We start from the raw sequence: 24078 nt of genomic DNA, 5'->3' as shown, positions 1-24078 counted from the left end.
TGGGCAGCCACTGCCCGCCGCGTGCTCAATCGTGGCGATGGCTGTTGTTGTGCGGAGCGGCCGGCTCTGTATCCGGCAGGAGGTGGAGATGGCCGTGGCGCACGCCGCGCTGGCTGACAACGCCGTCGGCGAAACGCCGGACCGCGCCGCTCGGCCCGCGCAGCACCGATACCTCGAGACATTCGTGCCGGTCGAGATGGACATGCAGGGTCGCGACCGAGAGGTCGTGATGGTCGTGCTGGCGGTCGGCCAGCCGCCGCGCCAGATCGCGGGTCTCGTGGTCGTAGACATAGCTCAGCGTCGCGACGCAGGGCGCCTGCTCCGCCGCGGCGGTCTCGGCGTTCGCCGCCTCGCGCAGCATGTCGCGGATCGCTTCCGAACGGCTGCCGTAGCCCCGCGCCGCGCAGGCCTCGTCGACGAAGGCGAGCAGGTCCGCATCGATCGAAATGGTGATCCGTTCCACTGGCGAAACCCTCCTGCCCGTCGAGATCTAGCCGACCGGCGCGCTCCGCGCCATCGCGACCGGTTCGACGCAGATGCAACGAAATTCGGCGTCCGGCACCTTTCCAGCGGCGGCCGCGCTCCCTATTGTCCGGCCGCGTGACGAACAGCATCCACGATATCGCCGTGATCGGCGGCGGCGCCAGCGGCACCTTGCTGAGCATCCAGCTCCTGCGGCGCGCCACACCCGGCCTGCGCATCGCCCTGATCGAGCGCGGCCCCTCCCCCGGACGCGGCATCGCCTATGCCCAGAGCAATGGCGACAACCTGCTCAACACCCGCCCCGGCGACGTGACCCTGCATAGCGACCAGCCGGATCACTTCGCGCGCTGGCTGGCCGGCCGCGCCGACGATGACGGCAAGCCCTATGCGGCCCATGCCTTCGTGCCGCGCCGGCTCTATGGCGACTATCTCGCCGAGCAGCTCGCGGCGGATGCGCAGGCCCGGCCCGGCATGCTCACGCTGCTGCAAGGCGAGGTGATCGACATCGCCCGGTCGACAGGCGGGCTGACGCTCGCTCTCGCCGATGGCGGCACGCTGCGCTGCCGCCTGGCGGTGCTCGCCACAGGCCATGCCCCGCCTTCGGGCCGCGACGGCGCCTTCCACGGCGATCCCTGGTCGCCGGACGCGCTGGCCGGGCTGGCGCCGGACGAGCGGCTGCTGATCATCGGGACCGGGCTGACCATGGCCGATCTGGCGACGACGCTCGACGCGCGCGGACATCGCGGCCGCATCGTCGCGATGTCGCGACGCGGGCTATTGCCGCGCAGCCATCCTGCCCTGCCGCCGGCCGGCGCCCATCACGACATGCCCGAGGCCTTCACGCGCGGCGAACTCTCCGCGCGCCTCAAAGCCTTCCGGCGCATGGTCAGGGGCGGCGAGAGCTGGTCCGGCCTGATGCATGCGACGCGCGCCCACAACGCCGAGCTCTGGCACGAGCTGAGCGAGGCGCAGCGCCGGCGATTCCTGCGGCATCTGCGCCCGTGGTGGGACGTGCACCGCCACCGCCTGCCGCCGCAGGTCGCCGAGCGCATTGCCGGACTGCGCGAGGCGGGCCGGCTGGAGATCAGGCGCGGGCGCATCGCCGAGATCACCCCAGCTCCCGATCATGTCGACGTGGCCTGGTCGGCGCCCGGAACGGCCGAGATCACCTGCGAGCGTTTCGACCGGGTGATCGACTGCCGCGGCCCGCGCACCGATCCGGATTCGGGCGCGCGCCTGGCCCGGGCGCTGCGCGATAGCGGGCTCGCCGGCGTCGACCCGCTCGGGCTCTCCTTCGCGACGGACGACGCAGACCGCGTAAGCGGCCCGGCAGCGGACCGGCTCTTCGCACTCGGCCCGCCGACGCGCGGCCGGCACTGGGAGATCACCGCGATGCCGGACATCCGCAGGCGCGGCACCGCGCTGGCCGAGCGCCTGCTCGGGCTTCTCGCCGCAGACGAGCGCTGACAGCGAAAGACTAGGACGACGCCTCGCCGTCAGGCCCGGCCGGACGGTCGATCTCGACCTGCAACGCGGCGAGATGCTCGCGCGCCGCCTCGGCGGCCGCCTGCTCGATCGCGCGGTAATGCGCGATCAGCGCCTGGCCCATCGCGGTCAGGGTGGCGCCGCCGCCGCCGCTGCCGCCGACCTGGCGCTCCACCACCGGCTTGCCGAAGATGCCGTTCAGCTCCTCGACCAGCTCCCAGGCGCGGCGATAGGACATGCCCATCGCCCGCCCTGCGGCCGAGATCGAGCCGAGGGCGGCGATCTTTTCGATGAGTTCGATCTTGCCCGGCCCGATACGGGCTTCGGGATCGAGATCGATGCGCAGGCTGAGCGACGGCATGACGCGCAGTGTAGCCCGCTTCGCGCCGCGCCGGAACGCCTGCGACGCGCCGCGCGGCACCGTGTCCCGCTATTTCAGGACGAGGCGGATCTTGGCGAGCGCGGTCGCGGCGTCCTCGTGATAGTCGATCAGCGTGCGGAAGCGTCCGGCCGCGTCCATGACGTAGACCGAGGCGGTGTGGTCCATGGTGTAGTCGTCGCCGTTAGGAATGCGCTTGGCATAGGCCTTGTAGGCCTTCACCGTCGCATCGACCTGCTCCTGCGTACCCGACAGGCCCCGGATGCGCGGATCGAAGGATTGCAGGTAGAGCGCCATCTGCGCCGGGGTGTCGCGCGCGGGATCGACCGTGACGAAGAGCGGCTGCAGCCGGTCGGCCTCCGGCCCGAGCGCCTTCAGCCAGCCGGTCATTTCCAGCAGCGTCGTCGGGCAGACCTCGGGGCAATGGGTGAAGCCGAAGAAGACCAGCATCGGCCGGCCGCGGAAGTCCGCGTCGATCACCGGCTTGCCGGCGGTGTCGACAAGCGCGAAGGGGCCGCCGACATCGATCGGCGCGCCGGTCGTGGCGCTTTGCGGGCGCGGCGCACCGGGGCCGTCGACCCGCCACCAGCCGAGCAGCACCGCCGCCGTGACGAAGACGAGCACCGCGACCGCCAGCCAGGCGGCGCGGCGGATCCAGCGCAGGATGCTCATTGCGCGGCGCCGAGCGAGCCGGTGTATTGCGCGGCGTCGGAGGCGCCGGCCGCATAGGGATCGGCCAGCGCGGCCTCCGGATTGCTGATGGCGACCTTGGCGCTCACCAGCTGCTGCATCCGCTCCGGGCCGACCTGCCGGAGCAGGCGCCGGAAGCTCTCATGCATGCCGCCGTCGCGATAGGTGTAACTCAGCGCAGGCGTGCCGGCGGCGACGAGCTCGCCGATGCGGGCCTCCTCGCGACTGCGCAGCGCGGCGACGAGATCGCGGCTGGCGGCCTCGACCTCATAGGCCGGACAGGGCGCGCCGGCGACGAAGGGGCCGGAGCCGTCTGCAGGATCGAAGACGTAGCGGCGGCCGCAATAGGCGATGCGCGGCGGGCGGCGCGTCGCCTCGAAATGGTCGTAGCCTTCCTTGAGGTTGCGCCAGAAGCCGATATGCGGGCTGGCGCGATAGGCCGCCATGTTCCGCGCCGTCATGCGGAAGGGGAAGGCCTGGACCTGGAAGTCGCGCTGGCCGCCGCTGAAGGCCTCGCGGGCCAGCGCGTAGAGTTCGCCGACGCCATCATCGGTCATGGCGTAGCAGCCGGCCGAGGTGCAGGCCCCGTGCACCATCAACGCCGAGCCGGTGAAGCCCTGCGAGCGCTCGAGCGGGTTCGGATAGCCGAGATTATAGGAGAGATGGAACTGCGAGCGCGGATTCATCAGGTCCGCGGTGACGGTGTAGAAGCCCTCCGGCGCCTGGCGATCGCCCTCGCGGGTCTTGGGACCGAGCTGCCCCGACCAGCGACACATCGGATAGGTCTTGAGCAGCGCATAGCGCCCGCTGCGATCGCGCTTCCAGACCTCGAGCTCGCTCTCCTTCTTGAAGATGCGCACCAGGATCGGGTCGGCCTGGGTCATGCCCTTGCCCGACATCAGCGACTGCAGCGCCGCCGGGATCGGCTGGAGATGGCGGTCGTCGCCCTCCCCGACCACGCAGGAGGACAAAGCGAGCGCCGCCAGCCCTGCCAGGGCAAGGCGCCGGACACGTCGGAAGGCGAAGGATACTGACATGAAGAAACTATCGTGCGGTGACGCTAACAGGGTGTGAACGGGAGGCACCGTGCAACCGGGAGGCGGTTCAGGTTCAAGTGACGTTTGCGTGAGCGGCCGATCGCAGGCACTCCGTCAGGCGCCACGGCGCGGGCGGCCGATCCAGCGCGGCACGCGGTCCATATAGGCGCGATAGGGCGCGCCGAGGCTTATCGCCAAAACGCGCTCCTCGATGCCGACCTGCAGGCGGATCGCCACGAGCAGGATCAGCGTCAGCAGGCCCTGCACCAGCCCGGGCAGCACCAGGAAGAGCCCGATGAAGACCAGGGCCTGCCCGACGAAGACCGGGTTGCGCGAGATCGCGAACGGGCCGCCATCGACCAGCGCGCCCTGCTCGCCCTCGGCCGCGCCGATGCGCCAGGAGGTGCCCATGAAGCGCTGGGCCAGGATGGCGAGGCAGGCGCCGACCACCACCAGGAGATGGCCGAGCACGTCGAGCCAAGGACCGTCGAGCCGGCGCGTCAGCGGATCGCCCGGCATAGGATTGCCGGCGACCGCGAGCCAGAGCGGCCAGAGCACCGCCCCGGCGAAGGCGACGCGGAACAGCAGCGCCGGCACGGCCTGCGCCCCGCCGCCCCGATCGAACAGCCAGACCGGCCGCCCCGCCTCGCGCGCCAGGATCGCCGACATGGCGAGGAAACTGATCACATAGACCACCACCATCAGGTAGCTGGCCATCTCCATTCCGGTCATCGGACCGCACCTCGCTTCGTGGTCGTGCCGGCGCAGAGGGACTTGACCGGCGCGCCGCGAAGCCCATCTAAATCCTCTAGCGACTACAGCTTCAAGAGGCGACATGACTCCCCGTCCCAGGCTCGACACCGTGATGCCGATCGGCCAGCTGGCGAAGCACACTGCGGTGAAGGTCGAGACCATCCGCTATTACGAGCAGGTCGGCCTGCTGCCGCCGCCCGAGCGCACCGAGGGCAACCAGCGGCGCTATGGCCGCCGCCATGTCGAGCGGCTGGCCTTCATCCGGCATGCCCGCGATCTCGGCTTCGCGGTCGAGAGCATCCGGGCGCTGCTGACGCTCTCCGACAATCCCGCGACGCCCTGCGACGATGCGCATGTGATCGCCACCGCACATCTCGCGGAGGTGCGGCACAAGATCGCCCGGCTGCGCTCGCTGGAGCAGGAGCTGGAGCGGATCGCCGCGACCTGCTCCGGCGGCGTCGAGGTCTGCGACTGCGCGATCATCGAGGCGCTGGCCGACCATTCGCAATGCCGCCATCACGAGGACGGCCGGGTCGACCTACGGAGCTGATACCTTTTTCCGAGGCCGGTCGGGTCGACTCGCCCGGTTTCGCGCGCCAGCATGCCCCGGGGATGGGGGCGCGATGGGGGACGCGGTCACAGGCGACCCGGTCATGGGGGCTCGCTCGGCCGGCGACGGCAGGGGCGGTTTCGGCCTGCCGGTCGATATCGCCTTCCTCGCCGCATACGGGATCGCACCCGCCCTGCTGAGCGAGGCCGCAACCGTCGCGAGCCGGCTCGGCGTCTGGCCCGCGCAGCAGGTGCTCGCCACCGGGCTGGTCGACGAGCCGACATTCTACCGTGCCCTGGCCGACAGCCTGCATCTGCGCTTCTCGGGCGTGCCGCCGCCCCTGTCTCCTGGCGCGGACGTCGATGCTTCGCTGCGCCAGGGCGTCGTGCCGACCGCGGCGACGGAGCCGGGCATCCGCTTCGCCTGCGCACCGCCGCCCGGCCCGGTGCTGCGACGCTTCATCGCCTCGATCGCACGCGGCCGCGCGGATGTGGTCGTCGTCCCACCGGCGGCGCTCGCGGCCGCGCTGCGGCGGACCAACGCCCGGACGATTGCCGAGCGCGCCGCCTGGCTCGACGCCGACGGCCTCGCCCGGGTCAGCGCCCGCGACGGCTCGACGCCCTGGCAGAAGCTGGTCGCCATCGGGCTCACCGGCCCGGCCGCCTTCCTCGCCACCCTGTTTCCGCTCGGCGCGCTCTTCGGCCTGGCACTGACGCTCGGTCCTCTCTTCCTCGGCGCGGTGGTGCTGCGCCTCGCGGCGCTGATGGAGAAGCCCGCTCCCGATCTCTGGCGCAGCCATCGCTGGCGCGTCGACGATGCCCGGCTGCCGGTCTACACGGTCGCGGTGCCGCTGCTCGGCGAGGAGGCGGTGCTCGACCAGAACCTTAAGGCCATGGCGGCGCTCGACTATCCGCCGGCCAAGCTCGATATCCGGCTGCTGATCGAGGAGACCGATCCCGGCATGTGCGCGGCGGTCGCGGCGCGCACACTCCCGCCCTTCGTCACGGCGATGATCGTGCCGGCCGGCATTCCGCGCACCAAGCCGCGTGCCCTCAACCTTGCGCTGGCCGAGGCGCACGGCAGCCTGTTCACGATATTCGACGCGGAGGACAGGCCGGATCCGCAGCAATTGCGGATGGCGGCCGCCCGCTTCCTGCACGCCCCGCCCGACCTCGTCTGCCTGCAGGCGCGTCTCGTGATCGACAATGCCGCGGACGGGGCGCTGACGCGGCTGTTCGCGCTGGAATATGCCGGGCTGTTCGACGTGCTCAACCCGGCGCTGCTGCGCTGCGGCCTGCCGATCATGCTCGGCGGCACCTCAAACCATTTCCGCACCGAGGCGCTGCGGCGCATCGGCGGCTGGGACCCGTGGAACGTCACCGAGGATGCCGATATCGGCTTCAGGCTGGTCCGGCAGGGCGGGCGCATCGCCGACCTGCCCTCCCCGACGCTGGAGGAGGCGCCGCCGCATCTGCGCGCCTGGCTGAAGCAGCGGGTGCGCTGGCTCAAGGGCTATCTGCAGACCGCGATCAGCCATCTCGTCGCGCCGCACCGTTTCCTCGGCGAGGCCGGCCCTTCGGCGAGCGCCGCCTTCTTCGTGCTGGTGCTGGGTACGCTGGTCAGCACGCTCGGCTATCCGGTCTTCCTCGTCGCGACGGCGATCGCGCTGGTCGACGGCTCGTTCCTGTCGCCGCAGGACGGGATCGAGGCGCTGCTGGCGGCGGTGGCGCTCAGCCTGATGGTGCTGGGGACGCTCGTGGTCTTTCTGGTGCCGGCGCTGGGCGCCAGGCGGCGCGGCGCGCCCGAGCTGGCGCGCTGGCTCTGCCTGATCCCGTTCTACCTGCTGCTCGCCTCGCTCGCCGGCTGGCTGGCGCTGCTCGAATATCTGCGCCGGCCCTTCGGCTGGAACAAGACGCAGCACGGGCTGGCACGCTCCTCGCGCTACGGATACCACCCGCCGGGCGAGCCCGGGCCGTGATCCGGCGTCTGTCTCAGCGACCGGCTGCGATCGCCTCGATCGCCGCGATACCGCCGAGCTTCGGCGCGAAGGCGGTCCAGACCCTGCGGGCGCCCTCCTCCCAGGCCGGCCGGTCCTGCGCCGGCACGACGCGGGCACCCTCGGCGACGGCCTTCGCCATGGAGGCCTCCTCGTCGGCGACGATCAACTCGTCGAAATAGCGCGCCCCCTCGGCGGCGGCAGCCGCCAGCGCGGCCCGGTCCGCCTCGGACAGGCCCTTCCAGAAGGCGGCCGAGACGTGGACGACGCCCGAAGCCCAGATATGGCCGGTCTCGATCAGCACCGGCACCACCTCGTGCAGGCGGAAGCCGACATAGGCCGACTTGGTCAGGTCCATGGTGTCGACCACCCCGGTCTTCAGGGCGTTATAGGCCTCGGGGATCGGGATCGGCGTCGGATGCGCGCCGAAGCCGGCCCAGAGTTCCGTATGCAACGGGCTCTGGATCACGCGGATGCGCTTGCCGCGGATGCCGGCCGGCGTGGTGATCTCCTCCTTGGCGAGCAGATGGCGCGCGCCGTAATTGATGAAGCCGAGCACGACGAAGCCCTGCGCCGCATAGGCCGCCTTGAGCTCCTCGCCGAGCGGCCCGTCGAGCACAACGCGCAGATGCGCCCGGTCGCGGAACAGGAAGGGCAGATCGAGGATCTGGCCCTTCGGCACCCAGCCGGACAGGGCCGAGGTCGTCGAGAGCGAGGCCTGGATCGAGCCAAGCCGCATGCCCTCCGCCACCTCCTTCTCGCCGCCGAGCGCCGCATTGCCGACGATGCGCAGGTCGAAGCGGCCCGGCGCAGACTGCGCCAGCCGCTCGGCGATGCGCCGCCAGATCATCGTCTCCGGCTTGTCCTCACCGAAGAGCGAAGCGACCGTCACCGGGCGCGGCGCAGCGCGCAGGCTGCCAGCGGCGAGCAAAGCGGGGGCGGCGACGGCGCCTGCGAGAAGATGGCGGCGGGTCGGCATCATCGGAAGACCTCCTTGACGGCGGGTGCGAGCGCGGGCCAGGCCGCGACCATGAGACACATCAGCGCCAGCGCCGCGAGCAGGCTCGCCAGCAGCGGCAGCACGGCCCGGAACACCGCCGCAGCCGGCACGCGCATGATGCCGGAGACGACATAGACCAGGATGCCGAGCGGCGGCGTCAGCCCGTGGATCATCAGGTTCACCACCAGCACCACGCCGAACTGGACGGGATCGAGCCCCGCCGCGATGGCGACCGGCAGCAGCAGCGGCGCGAGCAGCAGGATCGCCGCGCCGATGTCGAGGAAGAGGCCGGCGACCAGCAGCACGAGATTGGCGAGCAGCATCACCGCATAGGGGCCGCCGCCGAAGGCGGTGACCAGCCCGGCCATGGCGTCGGAGACCCGGTCGACCGCGAGCAGGAAGGCGAAGGGCGCCGAGGCGCCGATCAGGAGCCCGACAGCCGCCGCCTCGCCGGACGCCTTGCGCAGGGCGGCGGCGACGCCGCGCCAGTCGAGGGCGCGCAAAGCGAGGCAGGTGACGAGGGCATAGGCCACCGCCAGCGCCGAGGCCTCGGTGACGGTGACGACGCCGAAGCGGATGCCGACCACGACGACGACGCCGAGGCCGATCGCCGGCAGCGCGCCGGTGAAGCCGGCGAGCCGCTCGGCGCGGCTGGCGCGTGGCGCCGGCGCGGCGGTCTCCCGGACCGTCAGGTGAATGCCGATGGCGAGCGCGACCGTCAGCACCGCGCCCGCGACCATACCCCCGACCAGCAATGCGCCCACCGACAGGCTGGTCGCGCTGGCGAGGATCAGGAAGGCGATCGAGGGCGGGATGATGTTGTCGAGCATCGAGACGCCGGCGACGATCGCCCCGGCCTTGGCCGGCGGATAGCCGCGCGCCACCAGCGCCGGGCCCATCACCTTGGCGCCGAAGGCGGCGTTGGCGACCGAGGAGCCCGAGGCGCCGGAGAACAGCACGCTGGCGAACAGCGTCGTCTGGGCCAACCCGGCCCGCCAGTGCCCGACCAGCGCCGCCGCGAAGCGCACCAGCCGCTCGGCGAGCCCGCCCGCGGTGAGGAGCTCGCCGGCGAGCAGGAAGAAGGGAATCGCCAGCAACAGGAATTTCGACAGGCCAGAGACCGTGGTCTGGACCATGGCCGGCTCCGGCAAGAGGCCGCCGAAGGCGCCGGAAAGCGAGACACCGCTGAGCAGGGCGAAGGGCAGCGGCGCGCCAGCCAGCAGGCCCGTTGCCGCGACGAGCGCCGCAACAAGGCTCGGCGTCGCGACCGCGAACCCCGCGCCGCTGTTCGCCGCCAGATAGAGCCCGGTTCCGGCGAGACCAGCGGCCAGCATGGCGAGGAGCGAGCGCTCCGACGCCGCGCGCCAGAGCAGGACGACGAGCGTCAGCGCGCCGCCGGCGGCGAAGGCGCCGAAGCGCAGCCCTTCCGGCAAGCCGAGCACGGTCGAGACGCCGCCGACATGCGCGGCGACGGCCGCGCCGCCGAGCGCGATCACCAGAGTCGCATGCACCGCGACGGCGTCGGCGAGGGTGTCGGCCAGCCGGCGGGCGGCAGGGGGCAGGATGCGCACCAGCACGTCGAAGCGCATGGCCAAGGCGCTTGTGACGGCGACTGGCATGCCGATCGCCACCAGCAGCACATTGAGCCAGACAGCCAACTCATCGGACCAGACCAGCCCGGCGCCGAAGAGATAGCGACGCGTCACCGCCAGCATGACGAGGACGAAGAGCAGCGCCAGCACGACGGCGCCGGCCCATTCCAGCGCGGCCGCGAGCGCAGGCAAACCGCGACCGCGACGCGGCTGGGCCTCGCCCTCGGCGGTGCGGGCGGCTGGCATCGTCATTGCGGGTCGCAGGCCTCGGCGCGGCTGGGAGCTGGCGGCGCCGCCTCGTGCGGCGCACCTCGACCTGCATATAGGCGTGCGCGCCGCCGCGGGGAACCTGCGGCGGCGCCGGTTTCGCTCAGGCCGGGTCGGCCGCGCCGCTACGCACCAGTTCGGCGACGGTGCGGCCGATCTCGACGGTGCCGTGCCCGCCGCCGATGTCCTGGCTGCGCAGGCCGCGCTCGCCGAAGGCCTTGTCGACGCCCTTCTCGATCGCCAGGGCCGCGTCGGTCGCGGCCTGGCTGGAGCGGGTCTCGCCCAGCCAGTCGAGCATCATCGCGGCCGAGAGGATCATCGCGGTCGGGTTGGCGATGCCCTGGCCGGCAATGTCGGGCGCCGTGCCGTGGCTGGGCTGGAACATGGCGTTGCGGTCGCCGACATCGGCCGAGGGCGCGAAGCCCATGCCGCCGATCAGCCCGGCGCCGAGATCCGAGAGAATGTCGCCGAACAGGTTCTCCATCGGCAGCACGTCGAAATCCCAGGGCCGGCGCACCAGGTCGAGCGCCATGGCGTCGACATAGTGATGGCGCGCCTCGATGTCGGGATGCTTGGCCGCGGTCTCGTGGAAGACCTGCCGCATGAAGGCGAAGGAGCGGAAGACGTTGGCCTTGTCGACCAGCGTGACGCGGCCCGGCGTGCCGCGGGTCGCCTTGCGGCGGCGGGCCAGCCCGCAGGAGAAGGCCGTCAGCTTCTCGGTGACGTCGCGGGTGATGACCTGGGTGTCGCGCGCCTCGCGATCGTCGATGATCTCGCCCTTGCCGCGCGAGGCGAACATGCCCTCGGTGGATTCGCGCACGATGACGAGGTCGATCCCGGCCGCGCGCGGATCGGCGAGCGCGGTCGGCACGCCGGGAATGGCGCGGATCGGTCGCACGCCGGCATAGAGCCCGTAATGCATGCGGATATCGAGCTGCGGGGCGATCTCGGTGCCGTCCGGAAAGCGGATGTCCGGCCAGCCCATGGCGCCAAACAGGATCGCGTCGGCCTGCCCGGCCCGCGCCAGCCCGTCCTTGGGCAGGGTGGCGCCGGTCTCGCGGTAGTGATGGGCGCCGCCGGGAATCGTCTCCGAGCGGAACGCGATGCCGAAGCGGGCTTCGACCGCCTCCAGAACCGCCTGCGCGGCCTCCATGACCTCGAGCCCGATGCCCTCGCCCGGCATGGCGGCGATGTGGAATGCGTTGGAAGTCTTCGAGCTCATAGACGCTGGATCCCGTGACGTTCGATGATGGCGGTGAGTTCGGCGCCCCCGCGCCGGCGATGGGCGACGTAGAGGTCGCGCGCGGTCTCGCCGTCGCCGCCGAGAATGGCGTCGAGCACGGCGCGGTGCTCGGCGGTGGAGCGCAGCGGCAGCGGGCGCAGGCTCAGGGTGAACATGCGGGCGCGATGCGCCTGGTCCCAGACTGTCATGATCATCGCCGCCAGCCGCCGGTTGCCGCACAGCCGCGCCAGGTTGATGTGGAAGCGCTCGTCGGCCGCGGCCCAGGCCGCGAGATCCGGCGCCGGACCGGCCAGGGCCGCCTCCATGGCGTCGCAGGCCTCGACCAGGCAGGCGAGGTCGGCGGCCGAAGGGCGCCTGGCCGCCAGCAACTCGACGGCGGTCGGCTCCAGCGACATCAGGACCTCGTAGATCTCCTTCATGTCGTCGGGCGACAGCGCCGCGATGCGGACGCCGTGGCGCGGCACGATCTCGAGCAGCCCCTCCTGCTGCAACCGGACGAAGGCCTCGCGGACCGGCGTGCGCGAGGCGCCGAGCGCCGCGGCGATCTCGCTTTCGAGGGCCTGCGCGCCGGGCGCGTAGCGGTTGTCGAGGATCTGCTGCTTCAGCCGCAGATAGACGGCATCGACCGACCGCGCCGGCCTGGCCTCGCCTTCCCCCTCCCCGCGCGCAGCACGATCATCCACCGGCTTCGATGCCTTCATTAATGTATACGTTATTTGAAGCGTTAGCGCGCTTCGTCGCGAACCGCAAGCCGTCTGACGTGCGAGGCTGTTCCGCGGGGCACGGTAGATCACCGAAGCGGCCGCCGAAGCCGGGCCACGGAGGCAGCAGTTTAGAAATGATGCAAACTATTGTATTTGCTTAGCTATCTCCGCTCCTGTAACTGCATGTCAGATCGTCCCGGCCGCCCGTCGCCAGGATGGGGCCGATGATCGTGATCGCGGCCGCCGTCCTCCACGTGCCGCACCGGAGACCGGAGCGCCCCGCCAGAGGGACGCCAAAACGCTCGAGACCACGGAATGCGTTCGATGCTGCGTCTGATCGGCCCTGCCATGCTCGCCATGAGCCTCGCCCTCCTGCCGGGCAGCGACACGCTCGCGCAAACGCCGGCGCCGGCCGAGCAGAGCGCGCCTGCCGCGACGCCTGCTCCGTCCGTACAGCCCGCACCGCAGGCCCCGGCCCCGGCCCCGGCCCCGGCCCCGGCCCCGCAACAGGCGGGTCCGCAGGCGCCGGCCGCGGCGCAAGTCGAGACGCCCTCCGGCGCGCATGGCCCGATGCCGATGCCGGCGCATCCGCCGATCGCGGCCACGGCCCCCGCCCCGCAGCCTGCGCCCGGCCCGCTGCCGCACGATCTGTCGCCCTGGGGCATGTTCATGGCGGCCGACATCGTCGTGAAGGCGGTGATGATCGGCCTCGCCTTCGCCTCGGTCGTCACCTGGACGATCTGGCTCGCCAAGTCGCTGGAGCTGGCGGCCGCCAAGACCCGCTCGCGCCGCGGCGTGCGCCACCTCGAGGAAGCCAGGGATCTCGACGAAGCCGCCCGCGCCATCGCCGGCAAGCACGGCCGCGCGCGCGGCCCGGTCGCGATGATCGTCGGCGCGGCCCAGGCCGAGCGCGAGCGCTCCGCCGAGCTCAGCGAGGACGGCATCAAGGAGCGCGCAGCGATCGCCCTGTCGCGGATCGAAGCCCGCGCCGGCCGCGACATGGCGCGCGGCACCGGCCTGCTCGCCACCATCGGCTCGACCGCGCCCTTCGTCGGCCTGTTCGGCACGGTCTGGGGCATCATGAATTCCTTCATCGGCATCAGCCAGTCGAAGACCACCAATCTTGCCGTGGTCGCGCCCGGCATCGCCGAAGCGCTGCTCGCCACCGCGATCGGCCTCGTCGCCGCCATTCCGGCCGTGATCATCTACAACGTGTTCTCGCGCGCCATCGCCGGCTATCGCGCCACGCTGTCGGACGCGTCCGGCGAGGTGCTGCGCCATCTCTCGCGCGATCTCGAGCGCGCCCGCCGCGCCGCCGTGCCGCCCGCCCGCGCCGCGCTGCACGCGGTGCCGCCCCAGCCGGCGGCGATGCCGCGCGTTCCTGCGGAGTGAGCCATGGCCGTTTCGCTCAAGGACCCGCAGGACGGCGACCTCGGCGAGGTCTCGGACATCAACGTCACGCCGTTCATCGACGTGGTGCTGGTGTTGCTGATCATCTTCATGGTGGCGGCCCCGCTCTCGACCGTCGATGTCGCGGTCGATCTGCCGGTCTCCAACGCCCAGCCGCAGCAGCGCCCCGACAAGCCCGTCTTCCTGACGGTCAAGCAGGACCTGACGCTGGCGCTCGGCAATGACGATCTGCCGCGCGAGCAGCTCCAGGCAGTGCTCGACCGCCAGACCGGCAACGACCGCGAGCAGCGCGTCTTCCTGCGCGCCGACGGCGCCGTGGCCTATCGCGACCTGATGGGCGTGATGAACGAGTTGCGCAATGCCGGCTATCTCAAGATCGCGCTGGTCGGCATCGAGGACACCGGCCAGGGCTCCGCCCCCGCCGCAGGCGCCAGGCCATGAGCGCACACTCTCCGCATCATCGCTGGGGCGCGGCGCTGCGCTGGGGCGTGGCCGGGCTGGCCGTCGCCGCGGCGCATGGCGGTCTGGCCTGGGGCGCCCTGAACTGGCGCCCCCAGGAGGCGGCCGCCGGCGCGCCGGAGCCGGCGATCATGATCGAGCTCGCCGCGGTCTCGGTCGCTGAGGAGGCGCCGGCTGAGGACCTCCCGGTCGCGCCCGAGCGCGTCGAGCCGGAACCGGTGCCGGAGCCGGTCAAGGAGCCCGAGCCGCTGCCGGAACCTGAGCCCGAGCCGGAACCGACCCCGGTTGCCGAGCCCGAGATCAAGCTGCCCGACCTGCCCGCGATCCCGAAGCTCGACGCCGTGCTGCTCCCGCCGCCGCCCGAACCCAAGGTCGAGCGCAAGCCCGAGCCGCCGAAGAAGATCGTCCAGCGCAAGCCGCCGCCGAAGCCGAAGGTGGTGCAGCGCAAGCCCGTGGAGCGCGAGGTGCCGAAGGCGCGCGAGGCCGCGGCGCCGCCCGCTTCGACGCCACGCGCCTCGGCGCCGTCGAACGCCTCGCTCGGCACGGCGGCGAGCAGCGCGGCGGCGACCGCCTCCTGGCGCAGCTCGCTGATCGCGCATCTCAACCGCCACAAGCGCTTCCCGGCCGGGGCGAGCCCCGGCACGGTCCAGGTCGCCTTCGCCATCGACCGCGGCGGGCGCGTGCTCTCGGCCCGCGTGGTGCGCTCTTCCGGCGATTCCGCGCTGGATCAGGAAGCCGCGGCGATGATCCAGCGGGCGAGCCCGGTCCCTGCCCCGCCGGCGGGCGTCGGGGGCGCGGGCTCGGTCTCGCTCTCGGTGCCGATCCGCTTCAACCGCTGAGCGCCGGCCACGCGCCGCAGCCGGGCCGGGCCAGCGCTATCAGCGCTGGGCGCCGACGCCGGCACCGAACGGGGCGGTGATCGTGTCGCCGACCGCGCCCCCGGCATCCTGCAGGCGATAGCCGAACTGCTCGACCTGGCCGCCGAGGTTCTCGCGCGTCTTGGAGTCGATCACGGCGACCGGGGCGCTGACGATGATGCCCGCGGCGGTACCGACCGCCGCGGCGGCGCTGCCGGTCGCCTCGATCAGCTTGTCGCCGAGGCCGACGCGGGAATCGGTGATCGGCTGGCCTTCGACGAGGCGGGTGCCGATCAGCTTCACCACCTCGGGGCTGGCGGCGAACTTGCCGTGATTCAGCCGGTCGCCGGCGCGCAGCTTGGTCAGGTTGAGCACGGTGATACGCTCCGCCTCCAGCGCAGTCCGGAAGGGCTCGGCCTCGGGGTCGATGGCGCCGAGCCGGGCGGTGGAGCCCCAGAGCCGGCGCGAGAAGGCGAGCGCCCGGTCGTCCTGCGAAACGAAGAGGGTGAAGTTCGGCCGCCGTCCCTCCATCTCGCCGATCTGGGTGCGGAAGACGTCGACGTCGACATCAGGCGAGGCCAGCATGACGTTGGCGATCTTGGGCAGGATGCCGCGATTGCGGATTGACATCTGGCGCAGCGATTCCAGCGCCACCCAATTGCCCATGGAATGCGCAAGGATCGAGACTTCGCCGACCGAGGGGTCGCGGGCGAGGCCCTGGAGCAGCGATTCCAGCGCATGGCGGGAATAGGTCGCGCTCTCTCGATCATAGCCATAGGCGAAGATCGAGCCGCGCGACGGCCAGGTGAACAGCACCGGCACCACGTCGGCGCGCGAATCGTGGACGATCTGCGCGAAGCGGTAAACCGCGTCCTCGAAGCGGTTGTTGAAGCCGTGCACGAACAGCATGATCCGGCGCTTGGGCACCTTGGCGAGCTTGCCGTGCAGCCGCGACAGACCGGTCTTCAGATCGAGCGGCGTGACGTTGAGGGTGACGAAATCGGTCTCGGGATCGCCCGGCAGCTTCTTCGGCCACTGCACCTCGCCGACGACGCGGCGGGAATCGGGCGGGACGGAAACGGTGATCTCGACATAGGCCGGCTTGCCGCGCTCGCCGGAGAAGAGCAGGCCCTGATCGGGATCCGGCGCGCGGGTGGTGGCGACCAGCATGGTGACCTTGCTGGTGCCGGGGGCCGAGGCCTCGACCGGCCGCAGCACGCCCCGGACGTCGCCGGCGCAGCCCGCCAGCACCAGGGCGCCGAGCAGCAGGGCCGGGAAGGACCGGAGGCGCGCAAGGCGCTTGCGGCCCGGTTCACGGTTTTGCGTCGACACGAGCCACCTCTGCTGCGTCCTGATCGACCGGACCTTGCGGGGAGGGTCTAGCCCCCGTCAAGGACGGCAAAGACACAGTGGCGCCCCAGAACGACTTGCGGGGATATCGCGCGCCCGGGGCGACTTAGCGTCACCCCGGGCGGTGTTTCAGACCATCACTTGGTCAGACTACCACCTGGTCAGACCATCACCTGGCCGCCGTTCACCTCGATCGACTGGCCGGTGATGTAGCCGCTCATCGCCGGGCTGGCGAGGAACAGGAAGGCGCCGACATTCTCGTCCGCGGTGCCCAGGCGCCCCATCGGGATGGTCTTGCGCATGGTCTCCAGCATCTCGGGCGTCGAGAAGCGCTCGTGGAACGGCGTGGCGATCACGCCCGGCGAGACCGCGTTGACCCGCACGCCCTGCTCGTTGAACTCCTTGGCCATGCCGCGGGTCAGGTTGAGCACGAAGGCCTTGGCGCTGGCGTAGATCGTGGCGCCCGGCCCCCCGCCATTGCGCGCGGCCACCGAGGCGAGGTTGATCACGCAGCCCTTGCCGGATTTCGCCAGGTGCGGCAGCGCGGTCTTGGAGGCCATCACCACCGAGCGGATGTTGAGGTTGACGATCTCGTCGAAGACGTCGTCCTCCATGTCGGCGATGCGCACGCGCTTCACCAGCGCGCCGGCATTGTTTACCAGCACGTCGAGCCCGCCGAGCAGCTCGGCCGCCTTCTCGACCAGCTCGACCGTCGCGGCCGTCGAGGACACGTCGGCCTTGAGCGCATGGGCCTCGCCGCCGGCCGCCTTGATGGCGTCGACCACGGCGCGGGCCTTGTCCTCGCTGGAATTGTAATGGACCACGACGCGCATGCCATGAGCGGCATAGGCCTTGGCCACGGCGGCACCGATGCCGGTGCTCGAGCCGGTGACGAGGGCGCGCAGCCCCTTGAGATCCTCGATCATGTTTCCTCCTCGGCGATCGTTCTAATCGTTTCAGCGGCAGTATGGCGCGATCGCCCCGCACACGGCCACCGTCAGCGGGACAACCCGGGCATGCCCCGGATGCCGCCGCCCGCCTGCCGATCCATCAGCGGCAGAAATCGGCGCAGCCGGTCTCCCAGAACGGGCGGTCGGGCTGCAGTTCCGGCACGCTGGGACGCGGCTTGGCGCCCGGCAGGTCGGCGGGGACCGGCACGACGAGCTCCCACCAGCGATGGGCACATTGCGAGCGCAACGCCATCTGCTCGGCGATCGAGGTGCCCTCGCGGGCGAACGCCTCGTCCAGCGCGGCGCAGGCGATGCGCAGCGCCGCGTCATGCGCGTCGTCGGGCGCGTTGGCATAGTCATGGAAGGCGGCGGTGAAGCCCTCCATCTCGCGGGCGATGTGCGGCCAGTCGGCGCGCCCGAGATTCCAGGCGTCCATCCATTCGCGCACCACGATCTCGACCGCCTCGGCCTTGGGGCGGCAGGCGACCTTGCGGGCGGTGGTCAGCATATGGCGCATCAGCTCGGCCCGGGCATGGGCGGCACGGGCCGAGAGCGCGGTCTCGCGCATCGCGGCGACGGCGCGCGCGGCCTCGTCCTGAAGCGCATCGACGAAATGGGCCATGGCGGTCTCCGGTCAGGGCAGGGTCGCGAGCCGGGCGAACAGGCGGGTAAACAGCGCCTCCGCCTCGACCTCGGCGACGACATGGGCGTTGGCCGGCCGCTTGAGCCGGCCGTTCCAGTCGATGGTGGTGCGGCCGCGCAAGGGCCCCTCCCCCGTCTCGACCGCCAAGAAGCAGTCGCGCCCGGCGAACAGCTCGGGCCAGAGCAGATAGGCCACCACGCAGGCGTCGTGCATCGGGTGGCCGTCGCTGCCGAGCCCGCCCGGCCGCGGTCGCGTGACCATGCCGTGGACGCAGCGGCTCGCGGCGTTGCCGGTCGCGAGCAGGCCGGCGACCTGGGCGTGCGAGGCGATCGCCTTCAGCGTGACGCCGAGCCCCAGCATCACGATCGGCCGGCCGCAGCCGAAGACGATCGCCGCTGCGTGCGGGTCGACATGGATGTTGAATTCGGCGGCCGGCGTGATGTTGCCCAGCCCGATCGCCCCGCCCATCAGCACGATGCGCCGCACCTTGGGCAGCACCTCGGGCGCGAGGCGGAAGGCGAACGCCAGATTGGTCAGCGGTCCGAGCGGGCAGAGCGTGACGCTGTCGTCAGGGGCGGCGCGCAGCAATGCGATCAGCGCGTCGACCGCGTGGCCCGGCGCCACCGCACTGCGCGGCGCCGGCAGGCCGGAGCCCGCCAGTCCGTCCGGCCCGCAGACGAATTCGGCGGTCTCCAGCGCGCAGACCAGCGGCCGTTCGGCTCCGCGATGGACCGGCACCGCGTCGCAGCCTGCGAGGTCGCGCACGCGCAGCGCGTTCGCGGTGGTCTGCGCCACCGGCACATTGCCGGCGACCGTGGTGATCGCCCGCAGGTCGAGCTCCGCCTGGCTGGCGAAGGCGAGGAGCAGGGCGACGGCGTCGTCCTGCCCCGGATCGGTGTCGATGACGATGGTCTCGCGCGCCATCTCAGGCAGCTCGCGCATTGCCGGCCATGATCAGGTGGCTGAGGTCGTCGGCGGTGAGGTCGCCGAGCGGGCGATCCTCGTATTTGCGGCCGGCGCCCATGATGACGACGCGGTCGGCCAGCGCCACGACGTCGCGCATGTTGTGGCTGATCAGCAGCACGGTGCGGCCGTCAGCCTTGAGCTTGCGGATCAGGTCGAGCACCAGCGCCGTCTCCTTGACGCCGAGCGCCGCCGTCGGCTCGTCCATGATGATGATCTGCGCCTTCCAGCGCAGGGCACGCGAGATCGCCACCGCCTGGCGCTGCCCGCCCGAAAGCCGCTCGACCGGCCGGTCCATGTCGGCGACCGTGACCGAGAGCTGCTGCAGGTAGCCGCGCGCCTCCTGCGCCATGCGCTTCTTGTCGAGCACCTGCAGGAAGGGCAGTCCCAGCGGCCGCGTCAGCTCGGAGCCCATGAAGACGTTCTGCGCGATCGACAGGCGCGGGGCGAGCGCGAGGTCCTGGTAGATCGTCGCGACGCCATGGCTCAGCGCGTCATGGGGCGAGGCGAAGGCGACGGGGCGGCCGTTCATGGCGAGCGTGCCGCTGCTCGGCTCCTCGGCGCCGGAGATCACCTTGATCAGGCTCGACTTGCCGGCGCCGTTGTCGCCGCAGATCGCCACGACCTCGCCGGCGAAGATGTCGAGGTCGACGTCGCGCACCGCCACGACCGGGCCGTAGGCCTTGCCGATGCCGCGCAGCGACAGGAGGGGTGTGGCGGTCATCGCAGATCGCTCCGGAGGCACTGCCCGTCATGCTCGCCCTTGTGGCGCGCATCCACGTCTTGAACACGGACCTCGACCGACGGAGCCGCGGAAGGTCGGGATAGGGCCGACCATGACGCCACGCTGGCCGCTTCGCCCTTCACTTCAGGAACTTGTCGACATTGTTCTTGTCGACCAGCACCGCCTCGGTGAACAGATACGGGCCCGCGGTGATGCTCTCCTTCGGCTTCTTCTCGACGACGATCGCCTGGATCGCATCGACCGCCTGCTTGCCCATCTCGTCGAAGGGGATGGCGACGGTGGCCATGAAGGTCGAGTTCGGGTCGGCGATGCGGGCATAGGTCTCCTTGCCGCCGTCGACCGAGACCAGCGGGATCTGGCCCTTCTTGACGCCCTGCGCCTGCAGCAGGTCGTCGATGATGTAGGCCTGCCCGTCGAACGACGCCCAAATGCCGTTGATCTTGCCCTGGTTCTGCAGCAGCAGCGCCTGCATGCCGGCGCGCACGTCGTCGCGCCAGCTCTGGGTGCGGGCCATGGAGAACTTGCCGAGCTCCTTCACCGCCTGGTTCTCGGAGAGCACGGCGTCGAGCACCTTGCCGCGCACGCGGGAGGCGACGTTGAGATCGAAGCGGGCGGAAACGATATTACCCTTGTAGCCGAGCTCGCCGAGCAGATAGAGCGCCGCGTCGGCGCCGATCTTGTACTCGTTCGACTGGATGTCGAAGAGCGCATGCTGGCTGGCGCCGGACTGCACCGTGATCACCGGGATACCGGCATCCTTGGCGGCCTTGAACTGGGCGTCGGCCTCGACCGGCTTGCCCATGGCGATGACGATGGCGTCGACCTTGCGGGCGATCAGCGCGTCGAACTGCTCGGCATGCTTAGGCAGCGCGCCCTCGGAGTTGAGCAGGGTGACGTTCCAGCCCCTTGCCTTGGCCGCCGCGGCCGCGGCATTGGCGACGCGTGCATGCGTCTCCGACGAGAACTGGAAGCCGATCACGCCGAGCTCGAAGGCCTGGGCGCCCTGCCCCAGCCCGACGACGGCGGCGGCCGCCAGCAGCATTCCCCTGAACCCGACCATCTGCGCACTCCCCTCGTTGACCGTTGTCGTCGCCCGAACCGTCAGACCTTGAACGCCGCCGTCTTCATCGCGCTGGCCGAGAAGGCGACCGAGCCGATGATGATGAGGCCGAGCACGATATCCTGGATGTAATAGGGTGCACCGAGCAGCACGAGGCCATTGCCGAGCACCTTGAGCACCAGCGCCGCGAAGACCGTGCCGGGCACGTTCGGCTTGCCGGGCTCGAACATGGTCATGCCGAGCAGCACGGCGGCGATGGCGTAGAGCAGATAGTCGCCGGCCATGTTGGGCGCGGCGGAGGAGAGGTTGGCGGCGAGCAGCATCGCCGTGACGCCGGCGAGCACGCCCGAGAGCAGCAGGCCGATCCGCTTCATCCGCGCGGTGGCGATGCCGGCGAGCCTGGCCGCCTCGTCGGCCTCGCCGGTCGCGACCATATGAGCGCCGGTGCGCGTCCACTTCACCAGCCCCCAGGCGAGCAGCGTCACGCCGGCGAGCCAGAGCACCAGGTTGGGAATGCCGAAGGTGTAGCCGCGCGCCAGCCCGGTGAAGCCAACCGGCCAGCGGCCGACGAAGGCGACGCCCTGGGTGATCATGAAGGCGAAGCCCTTGGCGATCGCCGCCGTGCCGAGCGTCATGATCAGCGAGGGGATGCGCAGCACGGTGACGCCGTAGCCGTTGGCCGTGCCGAGCAGCGCGCCGACCGTGATCGCCGCCCCCATCGCCGCCAGAGGCGGATACTGCGCCTGCACCATCCAGCCGCAGACCACGGCCGCCAGGCTCGCCATCTCGGCGATGGAGAGATCGAGCTCGGCGACGGTAAAGGCCAGCGTGAAGCCCAGCGCCAGGATGGCGAGGAAGCTCGTATCCTTCAGCACGTTGACGATGTTCATCGTCGTGGCGAAGTTCGGCGCGAAGACGACGAAGAACAGGATCATGGCCAGGCCGGCCAACGCGGTGCCGTAGCGACCGATGATCTCGCGCATGCTCAGTTCGTCCCGGAGGCGATCGCGGAGAGCGGCGAGAGGATCTCGATGCCGCCGGTGACCGGGATCAGCGCCCCGGTGACGAAGGCGGCCGCCGGCGAGAGCAGGAAGGCGATGACGCCCGCCACATCCTCCGGCCGGCCGAGGCGGCCCATCGGCGTGCGCTGCGCCGCGCCCGCCACCAGCCCGTCGAATTGGCTGGCGAAGCCGCGCCGCACCATCGGCGTGTCGATGATGCCGGGCGCGACGGCGTTGACGCGGATGCCGTGGCGGCCGAGCTGCTGGGCCATGCCGTAGGTCAGCGTGGCGACGCCGCCCTTGGCCGCGCCATAGGCGACATTGGCACCGCCGTTGGAATGGGCGATCGAGGAGATGTGGACCACCGCACCTCCCTCGCCCTGCGCGATCATCTGGCGGGCGACGGCCTTGGAGAGGCGGAAGACGGCCGAGAGGTTGAGGTCGACCAGACCGTCCCACTCCTCGTCCTCCATCTCGACCAGCGGCACGGCGCGCGAGGCGCCGGCACCGGTGACGAGACGGTCGATGCGGCCGAAGCGCGCCAGAGCGAGATCGACCAGCGCCTGCGGGAAGGCGCGGTCACGCATGTCGCCAGGAAGCGCAACGGCCTCGCCCCCTTCGGCCTCGACGGCGGCGACCAACTCGTCCAGCAGCTCGGCCTCGAGCCCGGTGAGCACCAGCCTGTCGGTCGCGGCGAGTTTGCGGGCGAGCGCGCTGCAGATCCCACCGGAAGCTCCGGTGATCAGCGTGACGGGACGGCTCATCGACGGGCCTCGCACGGCGGGGCCGGGCGGCGGGACGGGAAGGCCGGGCACGGTCGGGACATCGGGAACTCTTTGGATCGACGCGTCACCGTGCGTAAGCGGCCGGAGGCGAGGCTGCAACCGTCTTTGGCGGCTTTCCGGGGACAAGCGCGGATCATGGCGAAGCCGCCATGCCGCGCAGGCCGGCCAGAGCCGCGCCCTGACGCCCCTCCGCAGCCAGAGCGTGGGAGAGCGGCGCCAGCGCGGCCTCGGCCCGGCCATAGAGCGCGTGCAGCGAGTCGTAGGCCGCCTTGCGCGCCGGATCCGGTGTGAAGCGGCGGGCGGTCGCGGCCAGCGCTTCCTGCGCCTGCGACAGGTCGGCGAAGCGCCCGAGGCCGGTGAAGGCGAGGATGGCCGCGCCGAGCAGACCCGGCTCCGCCGCGGCGCCGACCACGACCGGGCGGCCGCAGAGATCGGCCTTGATCTGGCTCCAGACCGGGTTGGCCGCGCCGCCGCCCCCGAAGCGGATTTCCGTCACGGTAAGCCCCAGCGCCGCCTCGGCCCGCGCGAGCACAATGCGGTTGAGGCAGGCCACGCCCTCCAGCACCGCATAGGCGAGATCGGTCGGGCCATGGCCGCGCGCCAGCCCGACCAGCGCGCCGCGCAGCGACGGATCCCAGTACGGCACGCGCTCGCCCTGGAGATAGGGCAGGAAGATCAGGGGCTGCGGATGGCGCGGCCCGGCGAGCAGAGCCGCCATCTCGCTCCCGACGGGGCGCTCGGCGCGGCCGAGTAGCCCCATAAGCCAGGAAACGGTGTCGGCGCCGGTCTGGCTCGGCCCGCCGAGCTGGAAGAGCCCGCGCCAGTCGACGCTCATCAGCCCCTCGGCCAGGGCCGGCTCGCGCCCGACCACGCCGAGCACCTCGGTGGTGCCCGAAAGGTTGTAGGCATAGCCATGGCGCATGGCGCCGAGCCCGAGCACCGCGGCATAGGTATCGTTGGACGAGCAGAACACCGGCACCCCGGCCAGACGGTCGAGCGGCGCCGGCAATCCGGGCAGCACCGGGCCGACCGCCTGCCAGGGCTCGCGCAGCAGCGGCAGGATCGCGCCCGGCACCCCGGCGGCTGCGAAAAGATCGCCGCCGGCGACCGGCCGGGCCGCCGCGACGAGCCGCGCCAGCGAGACTGGGTCGGAAACTGCGACGCCGGTCAGGCGCAGGTTGAGAAAATCCTTCGGCTCGACGACGCAGGCCAGCGCCGCCGCGACCTGCGGCTCGGCCTCGCGCAGCCAGGCGAGCCGGGCGAGCGGGTGGAAGGCGTTGAGCTGGGCGGTCTCGGGATGGGCGGGGTCGCAGCGCATGCGCAAGGCGGTCGCGACGGCTTCGGCGCGGACATCCTTCCAGCTCATCGCCGGCCGCAGCGGGCGCCCGGCTGTGTCGAGCACGACCTGGGTGCGCGTCACCCCGCAGATCGCGATGCCGGCGACAGCCGAGAACAGCGCCGGTTCGGCCCGCGCCAGCGCGGCGCAGGCCTCGCGCAGATGCGCCCACCAGGCCTCGGGCTCGATCTCGGAGACGCCGCCGGCGTCGCGCGTCGCCGGGCCGGCGATCTGATGCTGGGCCAGGACGGTGCCGGCCTCGTCGACCAGGGCCGCGCGAAAGGATGTGCCGCCGAGATCGCAGGCGAGGACGACGCTCATGCCCGGCCCGCCCTCAGGC

24 protein-coding genes are annotated in these 24078 nt (G+C 71.5%); 6 read left to right on the top strand and 18 right to left on the bottom strand.

Annotation, left to right across the window (positions count from 1 at the left end; genetic code table 11):
* Positions 1-25: 25 nt before the first annotated feature.
* Complete coding sequence (gene nikR / locus ABE438_RS11130; protein ID WP_346502686.1) at positions 26-463, bottom strand: nickel-responsive transcriptional regulator NikR; 438 nt, start codon at positions 461-463, stop codon at positions 26-28.
* A 137-nt stretch (positions 464-600) separates the two neighbouring features.
* Here nikR and ABE438_RS11125 point away from each other — a divergent pair, with 137 nt between their 5' ends.
* Positions 601-1950 carry an FAD/NAD(P)-binding protein gene (locus tag ABE438_RS11125; RefSeq protein ID WP_346502685.1) on the top strand — a complete coding sequence of 450 codons (1350 nt, stop codon included), beginning with the start codon at positions 601-603 and terminating at the stop codon, positions 1948-1950.
* A 10-nt stretch (positions 1951-1960) separates the two neighbouring features.
* On the opposite strand, the gene ABE438_RS11120 is transcribed toward ABE438_RS11125, so the two are convergent.
* The 4 genes from ABE438_RS11120 to ABE438_RS11105 all read right to left on the bottom strand — a co-directional run bounded on the left by ABE438_RS11120 (position 1961) and on the right by ABE438_RS11105 (position 4806).
* A complete protein-coding gene (locus tag ABE438_RS11120; protein WP_346502684.1) occupies positions 1961-2329 on the bottom strand; it encodes a winged helix-turn-helix domain-containing protein in 369 nt (122 codons plus the stop codon).
* A 69-nt stretch (positions 2330-2398) separates the two neighbouring features.
* The gene (locus ABE438_RS11115; RefSeq protein ID WP_346502683.1) at positions 2399-3019 is read right to left on the bottom strand and encodes an SCO family protein; all 621 of its coding nucleotides are present in this window, start codon (positions 3017-3019) and stop codon (positions 2399-2401) included.
* The gene (locus ABE438_RS11110) at positions 3016-4074 is read right to left on the bottom strand and encodes a murein L,D-transpeptidase family protein (RefSeq protein WP_346502682.1); all 1059 of its coding nucleotides are present in this window, start codon (positions 4072-4074) and stop codon (positions 3016-3018) included. The genes ABE438_RS11115 and ABE438_RS11110 overlap by 4 nt, the downstream gene beginning before the upstream one ends.
* Before the next feature lie 114 nt (positions 4075-4188).
* Positions 4189-4806 carry a methyltransferase family protein gene (locus tag ABE438_RS11105; RefSeq protein WP_346502681.1) on the bottom strand — a complete coding sequence of 206 codons (618 nt, stop codon included), beginning with the start codon at positions 4804-4806 and terminating at the stop codon, positions 4189-4191.
* Positions 4807-4936: 130 nt separating this feature from the next.
* Between ABE438_RS11105 and ABE438_RS11100 the strand changes: the two genes are divergently transcribed.
* Positions 4937-5377, top strand: coding sequence for a MerR family transcriptional regulator (locus tag ABE438_RS11100; protein WP_346502830.1), 441 nt, complete (start codon positions 4937-4939; stop codon positions 5375-5377).
* A 103-nt stretch (positions 5378-5480) separates the two neighbouring features.
* Positions 5481-7355, top strand: coding sequence for a glycosyltransferase family 2 protein (locus tag ABE438_RS11095; RefSeq protein ID WP_346502680.1), 1875 nt, complete (start codon positions 5481-5483; stop codon positions 7353-7355).
* 13 nt (positions 7356-7368) lie between these two features.
* Here ABE438_RS11095 and ABE438_RS11090 read toward each other — a convergent pair whose 3' ends face one another.
* From ABE438_RS11090 to ABE438_RS11075, 4 genes are all read right to left on the bottom strand, one after another.
* Complete coding sequence (locus tag ABE438_RS11090; protein WP_346502679.1) at positions 7369-8355, bottom strand: TRAP transporter substrate-binding protein; 987 nt, start codon at positions 8353-8355, stop codon at positions 7369-7371.
* A complete protein-coding gene (locus ABE438_RS11085; protein WP_346502678.1) occupies positions 8352-10217 on the bottom strand; it encodes a TRAP transporter large permease in 1866 nt (621 codons plus the stop codon). Before ABE438_RS11085 ends, ABE438_RS11090 begins: the two co-directional genes overlap by 4 nt.
* A gap of 118 nt (positions 10218-10335) precedes the next feature.
* The gene (locus ABE438_RS11080) at positions 10336-11454 is read right to left on the bottom strand and encodes an isocitrate/isopropylmalate dehydrogenase family protein (RefSeq protein ID WP_346502677.1); all 1119 of its coding nucleotides are present in this window, start codon (positions 11452-11454) and stop codon (positions 10336-10338) included.
* Positions 11451-12158: a GntR family transcriptional regulator gene (locus ABE438_RS11075; protein ID WP_346502676.1), complete on the bottom strand. Its 708-nt coding sequence runs from the start codon at positions 12156-12158 to the stop codon at positions 11451-11453. The genes ABE438_RS11080 and ABE438_RS11075 overlap by 4 nt, the downstream gene beginning before the upstream one ends.
* A gap of 336 nt (positions 12159-12494) precedes the next feature.
* Between ABE438_RS11075 and exbB the strand changes: the two genes are divergently transcribed.
* From exbB to ABE438_RS11060, 3 genes are read left to right on the top strand one after another with little or no spacing between them, the layout of a single operon-like run.
* Positions 12495-13571: a tonB-system energizer ExbB gene (exbB, locus tag ABE438_RS11070; protein WP_465248598.1), complete on the top strand. Its 1077-nt coding sequence runs from the start codon at positions 12495-12497 to the stop codon at positions 13569-13571.
* Positions 13572-13574: 3 nt separating this feature from the next.
* Positions 13575-14030 carry a TonB system transport protein ExbD gene (exbD, locus tag ABE438_RS11065; RefSeq protein ID WP_346502674.1) on the top strand — a complete coding sequence of 152 codons (456 nt, stop codon included), beginning with the start codon at positions 13575-13577 and terminating at the stop codon, positions 14028-14030.
* Positions 14027-14887, top strand: coding sequence for an energy transducer TonB family protein (locus ABE438_RS11060; protein WP_346502673.1), 861 nt, complete (start codon positions 14027-14029; stop codon positions 14885-14887). The genes exbD and ABE438_RS11060 overlap by 4 nt, the downstream gene beginning before the upstream one ends.
* Positions 14888-14926: 39 nt before the next feature.
* Here the strand turns inward: ABE438_RS11060 and ABE438_RS11055 are convergent, their stop codons facing one another.
* The 9 genes from ABE438_RS11055 to ABE438_RS11015 all read right to left on the bottom strand — a co-directional run bounded on the left by ABE438_RS11055 (position 14927) and on the right by ABE438_RS11015 (position 24059).
* Positions 14927-16237 (bottom strand): alpha/beta hydrolase, encoded by a 1311-nt coding sequence (locus ABE438_RS11055; RefSeq protein ID WP_346502672.1) that lies wholly within the window; start codon positions 16235-16237, stop codon positions 14927-14929.
* A gap of 179 nt (positions 16238-16416) precedes the next feature.
* Positions 16417-17181, bottom strand: coding sequence for an SDR family NAD(P)-dependent oxidoreductase (locus ABE438_RS11050; protein ID WP_346502671.1), 765 nt, complete (start codon positions 17179-17181; stop codon positions 16417-16419).
* A gap of 124 nt (positions 17182-17305) precedes the next feature.
* A complete protein-coding gene (locus tag ABE438_RS11045) occupies positions 17306-17827 on the bottom strand; it encodes a hypothetical protein (RefSeq protein WP_346502670.1) in 522 nt (173 codons plus the stop codon).
* 12 nt (positions 17828-17839) lie between these two features.
* Positions 17840-18790 (bottom strand): nucleoside hydrolase, encoded by a 951-nt coding sequence (locus ABE438_RS11040; protein WP_346502669.1) that lies wholly within the window; start codon positions 18788-18790, stop codon positions 17840-17842.
* Positions 18774-19535 carry an ATP-binding cassette domain-containing protein gene (locus ABE438_RS11035; protein WP_346502668.1) on the bottom strand — a complete coding sequence of 254 codons (762 nt, stop codon included), beginning with the start codon at positions 19533-19535 and terminating at the stop codon, positions 18774-18776. The genes ABE438_RS11040 and ABE438_RS11035 overlap by 17 nt, the downstream gene beginning before the upstream one ends.
* A 139-nt stretch (positions 19536-19674) precedes the next feature.
* Positions 19675-20616, bottom strand: coding sequence for a sugar ABC transporter substrate-binding protein (locus tag ABE438_RS11030; protein WP_346502667.1), 942 nt, complete (start codon positions 20614-20616; stop codon positions 19675-19677).
* A 41-nt stretch (positions 20617-20657) separates the two neighbouring features.
* A complete protein-coding gene (locus tag ABE438_RS11025; protein ID WP_346502666.1) occupies positions 20658-21599 on the bottom strand; it encodes an ABC transporter permease in 942 nt (313 codons plus the stop codon).
* A gap of 2 nt (positions 21600-21601) precedes the next feature.
* On the bottom strand, positions 21602-22381 hold the full coding sequence (locus ABE438_RS11020) for an SDR family NAD(P)-dependent oxidoreductase (protein ID WP_346502665.1): 780 nt from the start codon (positions 22379-22381) through the stop codon (positions 21602-21604).
* A gap of 154 nt (positions 22382-22535) precedes the next feature.
* Positions 22536-24059, bottom strand: coding sequence for a xylulokinase (locus tag ABE438_RS11015; protein WP_346502664.1), 1524 nt, complete (start codon positions 24057-24059; stop codon positions 22536-22538).
* Positions 24060-24078 lie beyond the last annotated feature (19 nt).

The sequence above is a fragment of the Allobosea sp. TWI1241 genome (assembly GCF_039673065.1).
Classification (GTDB): Bacteria; Pseudomonadota; Alphaproteobacteria; order Rhizobiales; family Beijerinckiaceae; genus Allobosea.
The sequence above is the reverse complement of the archived record's forward strand: the minus strand, read 5'-3'. Positions and strand labels throughout refer to the sequence as shown.